14 protein-coding genes, 1 pseudogene and 1 other annotated feature are annotated in these 14,559 nt (G+C 59.0%); of the genes and pseudogenes, 10 read left to right on the top strand and 5 right to left on the bottom strand.

The annotated features are described in order from the left end of the window. Positions 1-95: 95 nt before the first annotated feature. Genes IOB61_RS15070 through IOB61_RS15060 form a run of 3 tightly spaced genes read right to left on the bottom strand, consistent with a single transcriptional unit; the run spans position 96 to position 2,168 of the window. Complete coding sequence (locus IOB61_RS15070) at positions 96-560, bottom strand: ABC transporter ATP-binding protein (protein WP_290818517.1); 465 nt, start codon at positions 558-560, stop codon at positions 96-98. Beyond that, positions 557-1,375 (bottom strand): ABC transporter permease, encoded by an 819-nt coding sequence (locus IOB61_RS15065; RefSeq protein WP_290818515.1) that lies wholly within the window; start codon positions 1,373-1,375, stop codon positions 557-559. The genes IOB61_RS15070 and IOB61_RS15065 overlap by 4 nt, the downstream gene beginning before the upstream one ends. A 10-nt stretch (positions 1,376-1,385) precedes the next feature. Beyond that, complete coding sequence (locus IOB61_RS15060; protein WP_290818513.1) at positions 1,386-2,168, bottom strand: ABC transporter permease; 783 nt, start codon at positions 2,166-2,168, stop codon at positions 1,386-1,388. A gap of 516 nt (positions 2,169-2,684) precedes the next feature. Here IOB61_RS15060 and IOB61_RS15055 point away from each other — a divergent pair. The 5 genes from IOB61_RS15055 (at position 2,685) to IOB61_RS15035 (ending at position 7,136) form a co-directional block, all read left to right on the top strand. Further along, positions 2,685-3,224: a hypothetical protein gene (locus tag IOB61_RS15055; RefSeq protein WP_290818511.1), complete on the top strand. Its 540-nt coding sequence runs from the start codon at positions 2,685-2,687 to the stop codon at positions 3,222-3,224. A 10-nt stretch (positions 3,225-3,234) separates the two neighbouring features. Next, positions 3,235-4,761: a hypothetical protein gene (locus tag IOB61_RS15050; protein WP_290818509.1), complete on the top strand. Its 1,527-nt coding sequence runs from the start codon at positions 3,235-3,237 to the stop codon at positions 4,759-4,761. Between the two features lie 422 nt (positions 4,762-5,183). Continuing rightward, the gene (locus IOB61_RS15045; protein ID WP_290818507.1) at positions 5,184-5,597 is read left to right on the top strand and encodes a Rieske (2Fe-2S) protein; all 414 of its coding nucleotides are present in this window, start codon (positions 5,184-5,186) and stop codon (positions 5,595-5,597) included. 18 nt (positions 5,598-5,615) lie between these two features. Further along, on the top strand, positions 5,616-5,924 hold the full coding sequence (locus IOB61_RS15040) for a non-heme iron oxygenase ferredoxin subunit (RefSeq protein WP_290818505.1): 309 nt from the start codon (positions 5,616-5,618) through the stop codon (positions 5,922-5,924). After that, entirely contained in the window at positions 5,925-7,136 is a 1,212-nt protein-coding gene (locus tag IOB61_RS15035) for an FAD-dependent oxidoreductase (protein WP_290818503.1), read from the top strand. Positions 7,137-7,151: 15 nt separating this feature from the next. On the opposite strand, the gene IOB61_RS15030 is transcribed toward IOB61_RS15035, so the two are convergent. Together IOB61_RS15030 and IOB61_RS15025 are read right to left on the bottom strand one after the other, a co-directional pair. Continuing rightward, a complete protein-coding gene (locus IOB61_RS15030) occupies positions 7,152-8,255 on the bottom strand; it encodes an amidohydrolase family protein (RefSeq protein ID WP_290818501.1) in 1,104 nt (367 codons plus the stop codon). After that, positions 8,252-9,322: an amidohydrolase family protein gene (locus IOB61_RS15025; protein ID WP_290818499.1), complete on the bottom strand. Its 1,071-nt coding sequence runs from the start codon at positions 9,320-9,322 to the stop codon at positions 8,252-8,254. Before IOB61_RS15025 ends, IOB61_RS15030 begins: the two co-directional genes overlap by 4 nt. Positions 9,323-9,607: 285 nt before the next feature. Here IOB61_RS15025 and IOB61_RS15020 point away from each other — a divergent pair, with 285 nt between their 5' ends. From IOB61_RS15020 to IOB61_RS15000, 5 genes and pseudogenes are all read left to right on the top strand, one after another. Further along, positions 9,608-10,477: a tripartite tricarboxylate transporter substrate binding protein gene (locus tag IOB61_RS15020; protein ID WP_290818497.1), complete on the top strand. Its 870-nt coding sequence runs from the start codon at positions 9,608-9,610 to the stop codon at positions 10,475-10,477. Between the two features lie 6 nt (positions 10,478-10,483). Further along, positions 10,484-11,500, top strand: coding sequence for a tripartite tricarboxylate transporter substrate binding protein (locus IOB61_RS15015; RefSeq protein WP_290818495.1), 1,017 nt, complete (start codon positions 10,484-10,486; stop codon positions 11,498-11,500). Between the two features lie 36 nt (positions 11,501-11,536). Then, positions 11,537-12,223: an SDR family NAD(P)-dependent oxidoreductase gene (locus tag IOB61_RS15010; protein ID WP_290818493.1), complete on the top strand. Its 687-nt coding sequence runs from the start codon at positions 11,537-11,539 to the stop codon at positions 12,221-12,223. 21 nt (positions 12,224-12,244) lie between these two features. Then, entirely contained in the window at positions 12,245-13,429 is a 1,185-nt protein-coding gene (locus IOB61_RS15005) for a mandelate racemase/muconate lactonizing enzyme family protein (protein ID WP_290818490.1), read from the top strand. 218 nt (positions 13,430-13,647) lie between these two features. Beyond that, positions 13,648-14,384 (top strand): annotated as a pseudogene (locus tag IOB61_RS15000) (IS3 family transposase); the annotation flags it as partial. Continuing rightward, positions 13,929-14,045, top strand: a sequence feature (AL1L pseudoknot). It overlaps the preceding pseudogene by 117 nt. Positions 14,385-14,559: the final 175 nt, after the last annotated feature.

Raw genomic sequence — 14,559 nt, 5'->3', positions numbered from 1 at the left:
GACCAGTTTTTCGGCTGGCACCCGCGTGGGTGGGGCGGAGGATTTCTGGCTCATCTTCACTCTCCTTGGGGTTACGATGAGCCAGAAATCCTCCGTTACTCAAATCGCCAATTTGGTCCCATAGGCGCTGACGCTGGACACATACCGCCCGAAAGTTGATGCGGAAAACTGTCTTCGTGACCCGAAAGCCCCATGAGAGAGACGTAGTGCGCAATCGCAGCATCCGCTTCCGCCTTGGGTGTTGCCTTGCACATCAGGCCGAAACCGATGTTTTCGCGGACGGTCTTCCACGGCAGCAACGCAAATTGCTGGAATACCACCGCGCGTTCGGGTCCTGGGCCGCGAACCTCCGTTCCGCCCACCAGCACGCGTCCTTCGGTTGGAAAATCAAGCCCCGCTGCCATGCGCATCAGCGTGGTCTTGCCGCAGCCCGAGGGGCCGACAATGGCCACAAATTCCCTTTCCTCGACACGCAAATCGATGCGATCAATAGCCAGGAATTCTCCACCCTTCGGCAGCAAAAAACGGCGCGTCACGCCTTCGAAGACTATTTCACTCAAGCCTGCCCCCATTTTCTGTTGAAGGCTCTCTCAACAGCGCGTAGCGCAACATCGATCGCAAAACCGACAACGCCAATGCCGATCATGCCGGCAATGACGACTGAAGTGTTCAAATTGCCCTGCCCCTGCACCATTAGATAACCAAGCCCCGCCCCCACGACAATGAGTTCCGATCCTACCAGTGATTGCCACCCAAGCCCGGCGGAAACTCGCAAACCTGCGATGATTGACGGCAAGGCGCCTGGGATCAGCACATGCGCCATGATCTGACGAGATGAAGCACCGAGCGTTTGTGCGGCCTCAACAAAGCGGGTTTCGACAAGCCTGGCGCCGCGATAGGCACTGATGACACAGGGGGCGAAGGAGCCAACAAAAATGATCAGCAAAGGCCCGCCAATCCCTGTACCAAACCAAAGCGCTGCCAGTGGCACCCAGGCCAAGGGCGCCACAAAGCGGATGGCATCGAATAAGGGTGTGACGATCTCATCCAGGATGCGATACCATCCCATGAGCAGTCCGAGTGGTATGCCGATACCGACCGCAATCGCCCAGCCCATCAGAAAGCGACGAATGCTGGCAAGTTGATGTTCTGCGTAGACATGCCCAGCGAAGGGTTGGTGCCAAAGGCGCACCAACGTGTCCCAAACCACAAGTGGCGATGGCAGCAGATTGGGCGGCAACCAACCGGATGCGGCCACGCCTGACCAAATCGCGAAGAACAGCGTAAAGCCTGCGATGGTGAGTGTCCAGAATTCGCCGCGGCTTAGGCTTGTGCCGGCGGGGCCAAGAAAATTTCGGTCGTGGCGCTTTGTCATGCTGGCATCTTCAAACCGCAGGGCGCCAATTAATGACGCGCCGTTCGATCAGGCCGAGTAGCCATGTAGTCGCCGCGCCACATACCGCCACTGCGGCCATGCCAACCAAGATCATGCCGGGGAAGATATCCTGCCCGGCCACGTTCAAAACGCGACCAAGACCGAAGAATGCGCCGACCAGTTCTGCGGCAACCAAGGTGGTCCAACTTGCCTGAAGCGAAAGCCGCAAGCCCGTGAAGATCAGCGGCATGGCGCCTGGAATGATCACATGGCGGAGCACCTGCGGTGTGGACGCGCCCTGGGTGCGTGCCGCAGCAATCAGCACAGTATCCACGCCGCGCACACCGGTGAAGGCATTGATAACGGAAGGTACAAAGGCTGTCAGCCAAATGACGAAAATCTTCCCGGCATCACCAATACCGAACCAGACAATCGCCAGCGGTATCCAGGCAAGCGCCGGGATAGGTCGCAGCAGCAGAAAGATCGGATTGATCAGCGCTTCGGCATGACGGCTCCAGCCCATCAAAAGACCAAGCGGCACACCGGTAATGACCGCCACGCTGAAACCCTTCGCCACCAGAAATAAAGAATGCAGCGCGTGCTGCCCGAGCGTTGCGCCGCCATAACCCTGACCAAAAGTGATCTGGCTGAAGGCCGCCCAGACTTCTTGCGGGCTTGGCAAGCGCAGGGGGTTCAAAAGCCGAAGCCCGCTGGTGGCGAGCCACCAGAGCAATAGCGCAACCATGATGGTCGAAAGCCCAATCAGGGTGCGACGCGGTATCACCCCGGTCATGGCCCTGCCGACCCTTTGTTCATAGGCGTTGAAACATCCATCCCCGTTTTCATGAGTAATTTTCACTACGGTTCCATGCCCATTTCAGGCTGTCAAACAGAATAAGGTCTTTTTGCGTGGATCGGTCATTGAAAAATTTCCCATAAAGCCCCTTGGACTCGCCAATGCCGCGTCGAACCCGCCCCGGGCTCACCGATATTGCCGCTGAGGCCAGCGTCTCGCTGGCTACAGCCTCTCGCGCCTTGACGTAGCCCTCTATTGTGATTGCACCAAACCGGGCGCGCGTGCGCCACCCCTTATCTTCAATGGGTGTTTGTGCCTTGGCTTACCGGCGGGTAGCCAGATGCCTCAGTTCGGTAGCGGAGTTTTGGCCGCAGAAAGTATCGCCTTTTCGGTTCCCTTTGCTGCTCCAGTCGCCATCTAACCGAGCCGGGTTAGTGCCCCAGGCGACCACCTAAACCCCCTGAAAACAAAGTTTTTTCGTATAGCCCCTCGGTCGTTTTGCCCAATCCGGGCGTGATTGCCGCGCCGGCGACGGTCAGTGTCGAGACGCCGGTGGCTAGCGCGTTCACCGCGCTCAGCCTTTCCTGGGCGGCGGTCGGCAGTGCGTATCTGTCCGGCTATGAATTGGAATTCCGCCCGGCCCCTGTCGCCGCCTGGCAAGGCTATGGTGGGGCGCTGAGTGCCACTGCGGCTTCTATCGCCACCAGCGAGCCGACGGCGTTCAGGCTACGCGCCGCGGCCCGCAGTGGCGCGGTGTCCGACTGGCAGGAGGCCGCGATCCCCGGCGGCGTCACCGCACTTGCGGCGCTTGGCATTGCGAGTGGTGTGCGGCTTTCGGGGATCCTGACGCCCGAGGTGGTGCGCTTGCAGGTGTTTGAGGCCAGCAGCGCCAATCTTGCCCAGGCGGTGAAGCTGGCCAGCGAACCTACCGCGCTGCCCTGGGATCACACCGGGCTCAGCCTTGGTGATGCGCGCTGGTATTGGCTGCGCTCTGTCTCGACCGAGGGCAATGTCTCCGCGCTGATCGGGCCGGTCACCGCTACCGCAAACTAGGGTCGCTGCCATGGCCGCACGGATCGATGATCTGCTGGTGCTAGGGCAGAATATCTCAAAGACCGATCTGGCAAAGTATCTGCGCGACCGGGAAGCGGTGCTACCCTTTGACTTCGGCGGGCTTGGCGATGGCGCGGCGAATGATCGCGCCGCCATCCAGGCCTGTTTTGATCGCGCGGCGGCGGACAGGAAATTCGCCGTCATCCCGCCCGGGACCTGGCGTGTGGATGCTGGCGTTGTGCTTGGCGACGGGGCGCGCGGGCTGATCATGCAGGGCATCATTCAATACACAGGCGCCACCAATGCGCCCGCCACGGTGCTGACGCTGGGCGATGGCGGCACCACGCGTAATGGCGAAAAGCTCTATCTCGGCCTGCAAGTCACGCGGCAGATCCAATCCGATTGGGTCAATGAGAATGATATCGGCATCCTGGCGCGCAATCTGGATTCCTCGATGCTTGATCTGCGGCTCGTGTCCGGTTTCACCATCGGGCTGCGCACCCTTGGTGATGGGCGCGGCTTTGAGGATAGCACGCTGCTCCTGGGGCGCATCCTCAACAACCGCTACGGCCTTGATGCGCATGCCGCGACGGCGACGGCGTGGAATACCTCCATCCGATACTATGGCGGGCATTTCGCCTGCGGGACGGGGATCAACCCGGCGATCGATCGGTTTGGCGTGCGCTTTTCGCGCGGCGCCGTGGACGCCTATAACAACCACAATCGTCATGTCTTTGATGCGCCAAATTTCGAGCTGCGCCAGCTTGACCCGAATGTCGCCATTCACTTTTTGAATGAGACCAACGGCACGGCCATCATCGCGCGCAATATACGGATGGAGGGCTGTTCCCCCTTTGCCGCGCGGCACACGGCGGCCGCGACCGATTGCGAATATGATGTGGCCTGGGCGCAGAGTTATACGATTGGCGTGGACTATACCCCAAGCGCGACCCGCGCCGGCAATGCCGTATTCAACCGCCACCGCGCGCCAACATCGCGCCTCACGCGGCTGCTGGCGCATATCCCAAACATCCGCGCCGCCGCCTTTTGGCAGAGCGGCACGGAGATTGGTGTTGAAGGCGCCCGCATCATGGCCACTTCCACCACCGCCGAAACCGCCATGGCAGCGCTTTCCTGGAACGGGCTGAATAGCATCATGCCCACCGCGCGCGGCCTGCTGCTGGACCCCAATCGCGGCATCGGCTTTGTGGTGCAAACCACCCACGCCAAGGCATTCGCGCTGGCGCATTGGTTGGTCGGCGGTGCCGATGGCGGGCAGCTTTGTCTGCGCTGCTTTGATGGCGCGGGCATTGTGCGCGAGAATATTGCTGGCGATCCTGTCCGGCTGTCCTGCTTTGCCGGCTGGCAGCAGGACGCTGATGTTTTCCGCCAGTTGGGATCTGCCGAGCATGCCACCGGGGACGACGACGAACGCGGATGTGACGGTGCCCGGTGCGCGGTGGGGGGATTTCGCGGATGCTTCGCTGGATACCAGCAGCATTGCCTTTGTGCTGGATTGCCATGTCTGGTCGAATGACAAGGTGCGCGTGACAGCGCGGAATGTGAGCCTGTCCACCGTGGACCTGCGCGCGGCGGCGCTGCATGTGCAGGTGGTGAAGCGAAGGGTGGGGTGAGAGGGGGGCTGCTCCCCAAGCAGAGCAAAATCGCCGCGCCATTCGGGGGCGGTCAATGCACCGGGGGAAGAAGCGGGCGCCAGCCGAGACAGCTTTCCGCTGACATGGTGCGCGTTTCAGTTGGTGGAGAGGGCGTGAGGGGGCAGCCGGCTTGCCGAACGGTTACTAGGAGCCAGAATTCAAGCCGATCAAAATCCCGTTTGGGTTACGTAGGCGCTGGTACCGGATACGCTGAACCGATGAGGTTTCCACTGCTTCACGGAATGCGGAATCCATGCGATGAATCGCGGAAACAAAGCTTAAAGCTTCATGAGCGGAGGAACCCTTGGCCCGTCATATTGTCGCGAAAGTTGGCGATATCCCGCCGAATCGCAGCAAGCTGGTGACCATACGCGGTCGTCAGATTGCTCTGTTTCACGTCAATGATTCGTATTTCGCGCTGACCGACCGCTGCCCCCATGAAGGCGGTTCGCTTTGCGCCGGCTTGCTTGTGGGGCGGCTCACGTCAAAGGAGCCCGGCACCTATGATCTGTCGCGCCCGCGTGAGTTTGTGCAATGTTCCTGGCATGGCTGGGAGTTTGATATCCGCACCGGTCAATCGTATTGCGACCCGGAAAGCATCAAGGCCCGCACCTATCAGGTAACGGTCGAACCTGGCGCCGAATTGGCCAAAGGACCATTCGTCGCGGAAACCTTCCCGGTGACGGTGGAAGACCAATACATCCTGATTGAAGTCTAGGGCGCGAAGGACAGCACCATGGCCGTTTGGCAGCGCGTGGCTTCGGAAGAAGAACTTCAGCCCGACACGCCTTTCGCCACCCGTATTGGCGAAGCGCAATTGGCGATCATTCGTCTGGCAGATGGTATATTTGCTGTAAATGACGTGTGCAGTCATGAATATGCGCTGCTGTCAGAGGGGTTCTGCGAAGACGGCAAGCTGGAATGCCCGCTGCATCAGGCCTGCTTTGATATTCGCACCGGCCAAGCGCTGTCTGCTCCGGCCACCACCGCCATCGCAACCTATCCGGTGAAATGCGAAAATGGCGATGTCTTCGTCATGATCTGAATGCCAAGACGCATCATCATCATTGGTGCAGGCCAGGCGGGGCGGCGCTGTGCTGAAACGCTACGGGAATTAGACTCGGCTGCGGAAATCATGATCTTCGGGGCTGAGGCGCATATGCCTTATGACCGGCCACCGCTTTCGAAGGCGGTGTTGTTGGGCAAGGAACCAGGCACAGCTCTTTTTGTGCGGCCAGCAGAATTCTATGCGGATCGGCGCATCGCGCTCTTTCTTGATGAAGCTGTCACGCGCGTTGCACCTGATAAAAAGCGCATTGAGACCGCAAAGGGCAGAAATCTTACTTATGATGCGCTTGTGTTCGCCACCGGCGCCAAGGCGCGTCGCCTTGTCGTGCCAGGGGCAGATGATCCGCGGGTGATGCTGCTGCGCAACCTGGACGATGCGCTGGCCCTGCGCGCGCGGCTTGTTGAAAAGCCACGCCTTGCCGTGATTGGTGGCGGATTGATCGGTTTGGAGATTGCAGCTTCTGCGCAGCAATTGGGCTGTGTTGTGAATGTGTTGGAAGCGGGCGAGAGGCTTATGGCGCGCGGCCTGCCGGCTTCCATAAGCGCACGCATGGCCGCCTTGCATCAGCAGCACGGCGTCAGGCTCCATCTGGGGGCCCGGCTCGATCGGATTGAAAGTACCACGCAGGAACTCACGCTTTACCGTGCTGATGGATGCTTGGCGGTGGATCTTGTGCTGGTTGGCATCGGCGCAGCGCCTGAAACGGCCCTGGCCGAGGCAGCCGGACTTACGGTGGCGGATGGTATCATCACTGATCGCGCCGGCCGCACATCCCTTCCTGACATCTATGCTGCCGGAGAGGTGGCGCGTTTCCCTCATCCGATGAATACTGAAATCTCAACCCGACAGGAAAGTTGGCAGGTCGCTCAGCAGCAGCCGATTTCCGTTGCACATGCGATCATGGGACATGATAGGCCTTATGATGAGGTCCCCTGGCATTGGACTGACCAGTATGATTGCAATTTGCAGGTTTTGGGCGAGCCCAGCGACGCGCTGCATCAGATTGAAAGAGCTGAGGGCGAAAGACTGACACTGCTTGCCTGTGACAGCGATGGGCGCCTCTGCGGCGCGGCGCTCATTAATAATGGGCGAGATGCTACGCCCTGCCGCCGCATGATCACAAGCGGCAAGGTTTTCGATATGGCAGTACTCGCCGATACAGCGCGGCCCTTACGCAGTTTTCTTTAGTCAGCGCCACAAACCCTAAAGCCCATAGACCGCCTTGGCATTACCAGCGAAAATCGCGCGCTTTTCCTCCTCACTCAGGCGGCACTTGAAGGCGTAGCGCGGGTCATCACTGTCCCAATGCGGGTAATCGGTCGCGAACAGCAAGCGATCCCAGCCGATCCAATCAATCAGCTTTCGCAAATGCTCGGGGTTTTCGGGTTCTTCGACAGGTTGCGTGGTGAACCAGAATTGCGATTTCAGATAATCGGAAGGCTTCTGCCGCAAATGTGGCACTTCACTTTTCAACGACTGCCAATGGCTATCCATGCGCCAGCCAAGGGAAGGCACCCAACCGAACCCGCCTTCAATGATCACCATTTTCAGCTTCGGAAAGCGCTCTGCCACACCTTCCATGATGAAGCTCGCCACCATGGCGGAAAGCGACATCGCGACCGCCTGATGTTCCTCATAGTAAAAAGATGCCCAGCCGCCGCCGGCAACACTATGGCCGCTGGTACCAAGCGTGTGCAGACCCAGCGGCAGACCATAATGTTCGGCCGCTTCATAAATCGGCCAATAACGTGAACGTCCAAGCGGTTCCAGGGCGCGCGTCACCAGTGAAATTTGCACAAAATCCGGATGCCCCGCCCAACGTTCAATTTCCTTAACGGCAGAAGCCGCATCTTCACCGGCAACCGCAATAGTTCCCTTCAGGCGCTTATCCTTGCTGGTCCAATCTTCCAGCTGCCATTCATTGACCGCGGAAGAAACTGCCTCGGCAAAGCCTTGCACGCGCTGATCCATGCCGCGCACGGAAAGTGGTTGCAGCATGCCATATTCGATATCATGAAAATCCAGATGCTGCGCGCGCATGAAATCAAGATCACTGCCCGGCGGCCCACCAGATGGCGGCCAGGAATCACGCCGTGAAAGTGCCGGCGCCGATTTTGGATAGGGATAGGTACTGGTGAAAGGCTGACGCAGCCTGAGGCCATATTCGCGCCGATGTTGCTGCCAACGCTGCGGCAGCCAGCGATCAAGCTCCGCCCCCGAACGGAGCGCCGGGTGGATGTCGCAATCCACGATCCGGAGCCGAGATTCCGCTTTGGTTTCCTGCTTTGGCAGCGCGGTAGAGCTCATGACAAGGACCCTTTCAGGCGGGGATAGGTTGCAAGCGCATTATCACGCAAAAGCCGCGCGCGCATGTCTTCCGGTAAGCCAGGCGCCAGGGCTTCTGTGCCGTCAAAGCGCCAATGCGGCCAATCGGTCGCAAACAGCAGCATATCGTCGCAGCCGATCATCTCAAGCAGCGTGGCGAGGTCATTCGGATCAGGTGGCGCATCCAAGGGCTGGCAGGAAATCCGTACATGGTCGCGCAGGATTTGCGCTGGGCTGCGATCCACCCAAGGCACTTCGCGGCGCAATGCGCGCCATTCCTTGGTGCCGCGCCAAATGAAACTCGGCACCCAGCCAATCCCGGCACCCAGTAGTACCACCTTCAATTTCGGAAAGCGCGTGAATACGCCCTCAGAGATCATGGAGAGTAATTGGCTCTGAAACGTTTGGGCGAAATTCACATGATCTTCGATCAGATAGCTCGGCCAGCCATTGGCGGTTGGAGAGTGGCGCATAGCGCTGGTCACTTGCAAGGCGACCGGCATGTCATGGCGTTGCGCCGCCTCGTAGATTGGCCAATGGCTGCGCCGACCGAGCAGCGTTTCCGTTGCGCCGAACAGCAATACCTGCACAAAGCGCTTATCCGTCGCGCGACGTTCAATTTCCTGCACTGCAAGGTCTGGGTCTTCCGCCGGCACCACAATGCCAGCGCGCAGGCGTGGTTCCTTATCCAGCCATTCCTTCACCACCCAATCATTCGCTGCACGACAAAGCGCGGCCACCATATCCACATTATGCAAGGCCGGCGCGCCGAACATGGTATTGAGAATACCGATGCTGGTGCCGAAGGGTTCCAGGATTTGGCTGCGCAACAGCTCCACCGACCCACCGGGCAGCCCCCGTTCCGGGCGCCAATCGCTCCGTGCGGTCAGCGGGGCGCCACGTGGCCAAAGAGCCAGATCAAGATCATCCAGGCCTCGGCTGACCACTTCCTCATGCCAATGTTCATCAAGATAAGGCAGTAGCGCCATACACCCAGGGATAGCCGGGTGGAGATCACAGTCAATCGCGCCAGAGGTTGCGGCGGGCATGGCTTCATTCCTTGTGCTCGCATCGCGGGCTCAGGCCAAAACGCCCTCGCCAACACGGAAAATCGTGAGGCAGCCAGGCGCCCAAGTCAAGCGGAAGTCTTTATTGCAGCGCAGCATGGCAAATGCTTGACCCGCCAACTGGGGCGGGTTTCACTTACCTAAAGAAATTGGGGGAAAAGCGTGATGGGTGAAAGCCACATATCGCGTAGGGTTCTTGCGCTCGCCGGCGCCATGCTCGCCATGCCTTCCATTCTGCGAGCGCAGGAAGGCTTCCCGAATAGGCCGATGCGGCTCGTGTTGCCCTTTGGCCCCGGCGGCGTTTCCGATACGCTGGCGCGGCTTATCGCAGAACAGGCAAGGCCATTGCTTGGTCAGCAGATACTAATCGACCCGAAGCCTGGTTCCAACGGCGTGATCGCTACCGAACATGTCGCGCGATCTGCCAAGGATGGCTATACCATTGGCTATATGGCCTATGGTTCCATGGTGACAGGCCCGGCCCTTGGGCAGCAGCTTTCCTATCGGCTTGATGAATTTCAGCTTTTGACAGCAATTTTTCGCGCAGCGCAGTTTCTTGCGGTCGCCAAGGACATGCCGGTGCATTCCGTGGCTGACCTTGTCGCCTATTCCAAAAATCGCCCGGTTGCCTACGGCACGGTGGGCCAGGGTGGACCAGGACATATTCTCATGGAAATGTTGGCAGGCGAAACCCAAGCCCGCTTCGAAAACGCCGTCTATCGTACCGAAGCCGCGGTGGTACAGGACATGATTGGCGGCAGCATTCCGGCCGTCATGGCTTCCCTAATGCCGCTACTGCAGCAGCATCTTGCTGGTCAGATCAGGATCATTGCGCATAGCGCCCCAGCGCCCGTTGCTGTCCTGCCCGGAGTCCCGAGCTTCGCTGAACTTGGCCTGCCGGCCATGACTTTCCAATATTGTCATGGCCTTGCCGTTCCAGCAGGAACGCCAAAACCCATCTATGAAAGGCTCCATCGCGATCTTTCGGCGGCCATTCTGACCGATGCGGTACGAAGCCGCATGACCCCCGATATGTCGCCCGATATCACCTCGCCCGAGGTTTTCACCGCCAATATCGCGAAGGAAACCGAAGCACTGCGAAGCGTCATCAAGGCCCGAGGCATCACCGCCGGTTAGGATGAAGTGACAAAAACAACAAAACAGGGATTGTCAAAAAGGGAGAGAACGATGGTAAATACGAAGCGTCGCGGCCTTATTGGCCTTGGCATAGCAAGTCTCGCGGCGCCGGCGCTGGCGCAAACCGCAGCGGGCAGTATTCGGATGATCGTACCCTACCCGCCCGGTGGTGCCAGTGACGTGATCGCACGGCTGATGAGCCAGCCTATGAGCGAAATTTTGGGCCAGACCGTGGTGGTCGAAAATCGCCCAGGTGCGAATGGCGGCATCGCTGCCGAGCTTGTCTCCCGCGCGGCGCCCGATGGCACAACGTTGCTCATGGGAAATGCTGGGCCGAATGCGCTCAATCAGGCTCTTTATGGGCGGCGGCTCAATTACGACTCGATCAATGGCTTTACGCCGATTTCGCTGGTGTCATCCGTGCCACTGGTGATGGGTGTCTTCCTTGGCTTTCCGCCGCGTAATCTTCAGGAGGTGATCGCCTATGCGCGCCAAAGGCCGGGAGAGGTGAATTATGCCTCCGGCGGGATTGGTTCTGCGCCGCATCTCACGCTGGCGCAGCTTGGTACGCTTTCCAACATCAATTGGGTGAATGTTGCCTTTCGTGGTGGCCAGGCAGCGATCACGGCAGTGATTGGCGGGCAGGTGCAGGTCATCATGGATACGGCACCGGTGGTGCTGCCGCAGATTCGCGAAGGGCGCATTCGCGCCATTGCGGTTTCAACGCTGAACCGCATTACCCAGGCACCCGAAATTCCAACCATTGCGGAACAAGGGTTTCCAGGTTTTGAATCCACCAGCTGGGGCGGCATCATGGCGCCACCTGGCCTGCCGCCAGCCGTGCTCGAACGCCTGCACGCCGCCATCATTCGCGTCATGGCCATGCCAGAGATTCGTCAGGCCATGGAACGGCAGGGGATTGAACCACGCAGCAGCACGCCAGCGGAATTCACGCAGCACATCACATCCGAAGTACAACGCTGGACTAAAGTTGTGCAGGATGCCGATATCAAGCCCGAATAGGCGTGCTGCAACAACCTCTCGTTTCAAGGATAGCCCATGTCAGCAGCCACACCCCGCCACGCCATTGTCAGCGGGGCCAGTTCCGGCATTGGTGAGGCGATTTGCCAGCGCCTTTTGCGAGAGGGCTGGCACGTTACCGGCCTAAGCCGCAGGGCCGCTTCCTGGCAGGCTCCAGGTTATCAACATCTCAGCATTGATCTGGCGCAGCCCGATACGATTCCAGCGGCGCTTGAAGGGCTTTCCACAGATGCAATCATTCACGCGGCAGGCATGATGCGCGCCGCGCCACTTGGGGCGCTTGATCCCAAGGTAAGTGCCACGCTCTGGCAATTGCATGTGGAAGCGGCTGAACGCATGGTGAACACATTGCTGCCGCGGCTTTCCGATGGCGGGCGCATTCTATTGATCGGCAGCCGCGCAGCCACTGGCATTGCAGGACGTTCGCAATATAGCGCTGGCAAGGCGGCCTTGGTCGCCATGGCGCGCGCCTGGGCGCAAGAACTTCTGCCGCGCCGCATTACGGTGAATGTTGTCTCCCCCGGTACGACAGATACGGCGATGCTGCGTGATCCCGCACGTGCCAATAATGCACCGAAAATTCCGCCCATTGGCCGGCTGATTGAACCGGAAGAGGTGGCGGCACTTTCCTGCTTCCTGCTTGGGCCGGAGGCCGGCGCAATTACCGGCCAGCAGGTCTTCATCTGCGGCGGGTCTTCCCTGTGATCATGCGATAGGATGTGCGCGATGAAAATCGTCAAGATTGAAGATTTACACTGCAATGCCGGTTGGCGTGATTTCTCCTTCCTGAAGATCACAACAGATGAAGGCATCATTGGTTGGTCCGAATATAATGAAGGCTATGGCAGTGCCGGCATTACCGCCGTCATTCGCCGCATGGCTGCCGGGCTGATTGGCGAAAACCCGCGCGCTGTTGAACGCATCATGAGCACGCAATATGCGATCACGCGCCAGGCGCCCGGGGGCATCAACCAGCAAGCCATGGCAGCGATTGAAAATGCGTTACTGGATTTGAAGGCGAAATCACTCGGCGTACCAGTCTATGAGCTATTTGGCGGCAAGGTTCGCGATACTCTTCCGCTTTATTGGTCGCATTGCGGCAGCTATCGCTTCCATCATGCGGCAGTGATGGGGCTTGATCCCATTCGCTCCCTCGATGATCTGGTGGCGCTTGGTGCGCATGTGAAAGCGCGCGGTTTCAGGGCACTCAAGACAAATATATTCCGCTTTGATCTTGATCCACCCAATATGTATCAGCCTGGCTTCGCACGTTCCCCAGGTGGGCCTGAATTGAATGCCGATGGCGCGACACTCGCAGCCATCAAGGACGGGCTCGCAGCCTTCCGTCAGGGCGCAGGGCCCGATATGGGTATTTTGTTGGACACGAATTTCAACTTCAAGACCGAAGGCTACATAAAGGTCGCGCGCGCCTGTGAACCCTTCAACCTGTTCTGGCTGGAAATTGACAGCTACGACCCTGAGGGGCTGCGCCTGATCCGGGATCGTGCGTCCATGCCAACCGCATCCTGTGAATCGCTTTTCGGCCGGCGCCAATTCCGACCCTTCTTCGAGCATCGCGCCATGGATGTCGCGATTGTGGACGTGCCCTGGAATGGTCTCGCTGAAAGCCACAAGATCTCAACCATGGCTGAAGCCTATGAGATGAACTGCGCACCGCATAATTTCTATGGCCATCTTTCCACGCTGATGAGCGCCCATTTCTGCGCCTCAATTCCGAATTTCCGCATCATGGAAATAGATATTGATGATGTCCCCTGGAAGGATGATCTGGTGACGCACCCACCCGTAATCCGCGATGGTGCGCTGATTGTGCCTGATCGGCCGGGCTGGGGGGCGGATATCAATGAGGAGGCCGTGCGCGCGCATCCGCCGCGCAATCCGCATCCTTGAGAATAACTCAGTTTCAGTGCCGAGAAATACAGCCCGGCAGCGGCCCGGGCATGCTATTTCATCCTTCAATGACAGACAGTATTGGGTGTCCGTCTATCTCCCCGCTCATGGCCCTTTTTGATCGGGTTTGGTTTCAGTCTTTGATGCCTCCCTAACCCCCGAGATGAACCGCCCCGGGCAAGCCATCGGCTCCAACTTCCAAATAAGATGGAGCCGTTATGAGCAAAACAACGAACAAATTCTCTCCTGAGGTCCGCGCCCGAGCGGTGCGGATGGTGCTGGATCACGAGGGGGAACACCCCTCTCGCTGGGCTGCGGCGTTATCGATTTCGGCCAAGATTGGCTGTTCGGCGCATACGCTGCTGGACTGGGTCAAGCGGGCAGAGGTGGACAGCGGCAAGCGGGTGGGCGTGCCGAGCGACATGGCTGAGAAGCTGAAAGCGCTGGAACGGGAGAACCGCGAGCTGCGCCAGGCCAATGAAATCTTACGCAAGGCATCTGCGTATTTTGCGCAGGCGGAGCTCGACCGCCGGTTCAAGCCATGATCGCCTTTAATGATGATCAGCGCACGGTTCACGGTGTCGAGCCGATCTGCAAGGTATTGCCGATTGCACCGTCAACCTATTTCGATCATCAGGCCAAGCGCGCCGATCCTGATCTTCTGTCGGATCGGGCCAAGCGGGACGCGTTGCTGCTGCCGGAAATCAGGCGAGTGCATAAGGAGCATTTCGAGGTCTATGGCGCGCAGAAAGTCTGGCGCCAATTAGGTCGAGAAGGTTTCAGTGTCGCGCGCTGTACCGTTGAGCGTCTGATGCGTGCGAATGGGATCGAGGGGGCGGTTCGCGGAAAGCCTCTGCGCACGACCTTTTCTGAAAAGGGGGCGCCCTGCCCAAAGGATCACGTCAATCGGGCATTCCAGGCGGCGGCGCCGAACCGGCTTTGGGTCTCTGACTTCGGTATGTTTGTCTGGTCGCATTTTCCGAGTCGCCAAACGTTCCGCTTGGCTTGAAAATGTCGCCTTCCGTCTGGTCGCATTTTCCGAGTCGCCAAACGTTCCGCTTGGCTTGAAAATGCTCCGTCTCGACCTGGACTGGCTTTGTCTATCTCGCCTTCATCATTGACATGTTTTC

Origin of the sequence: Aquidulcibacter sp. (assembly GCF_020253525.1) — a bacterium.
GTDB lineage: Bacteria > Pseudomonadota > Alphaproteobacteria > Caulobacterales > Aquidulcibacteraceae > Aquidulcibacter.
Note: the sequence above shows the minus strand (reverse complement) of the source record. Positions and strands in the feature narration are given on the sequence as shown.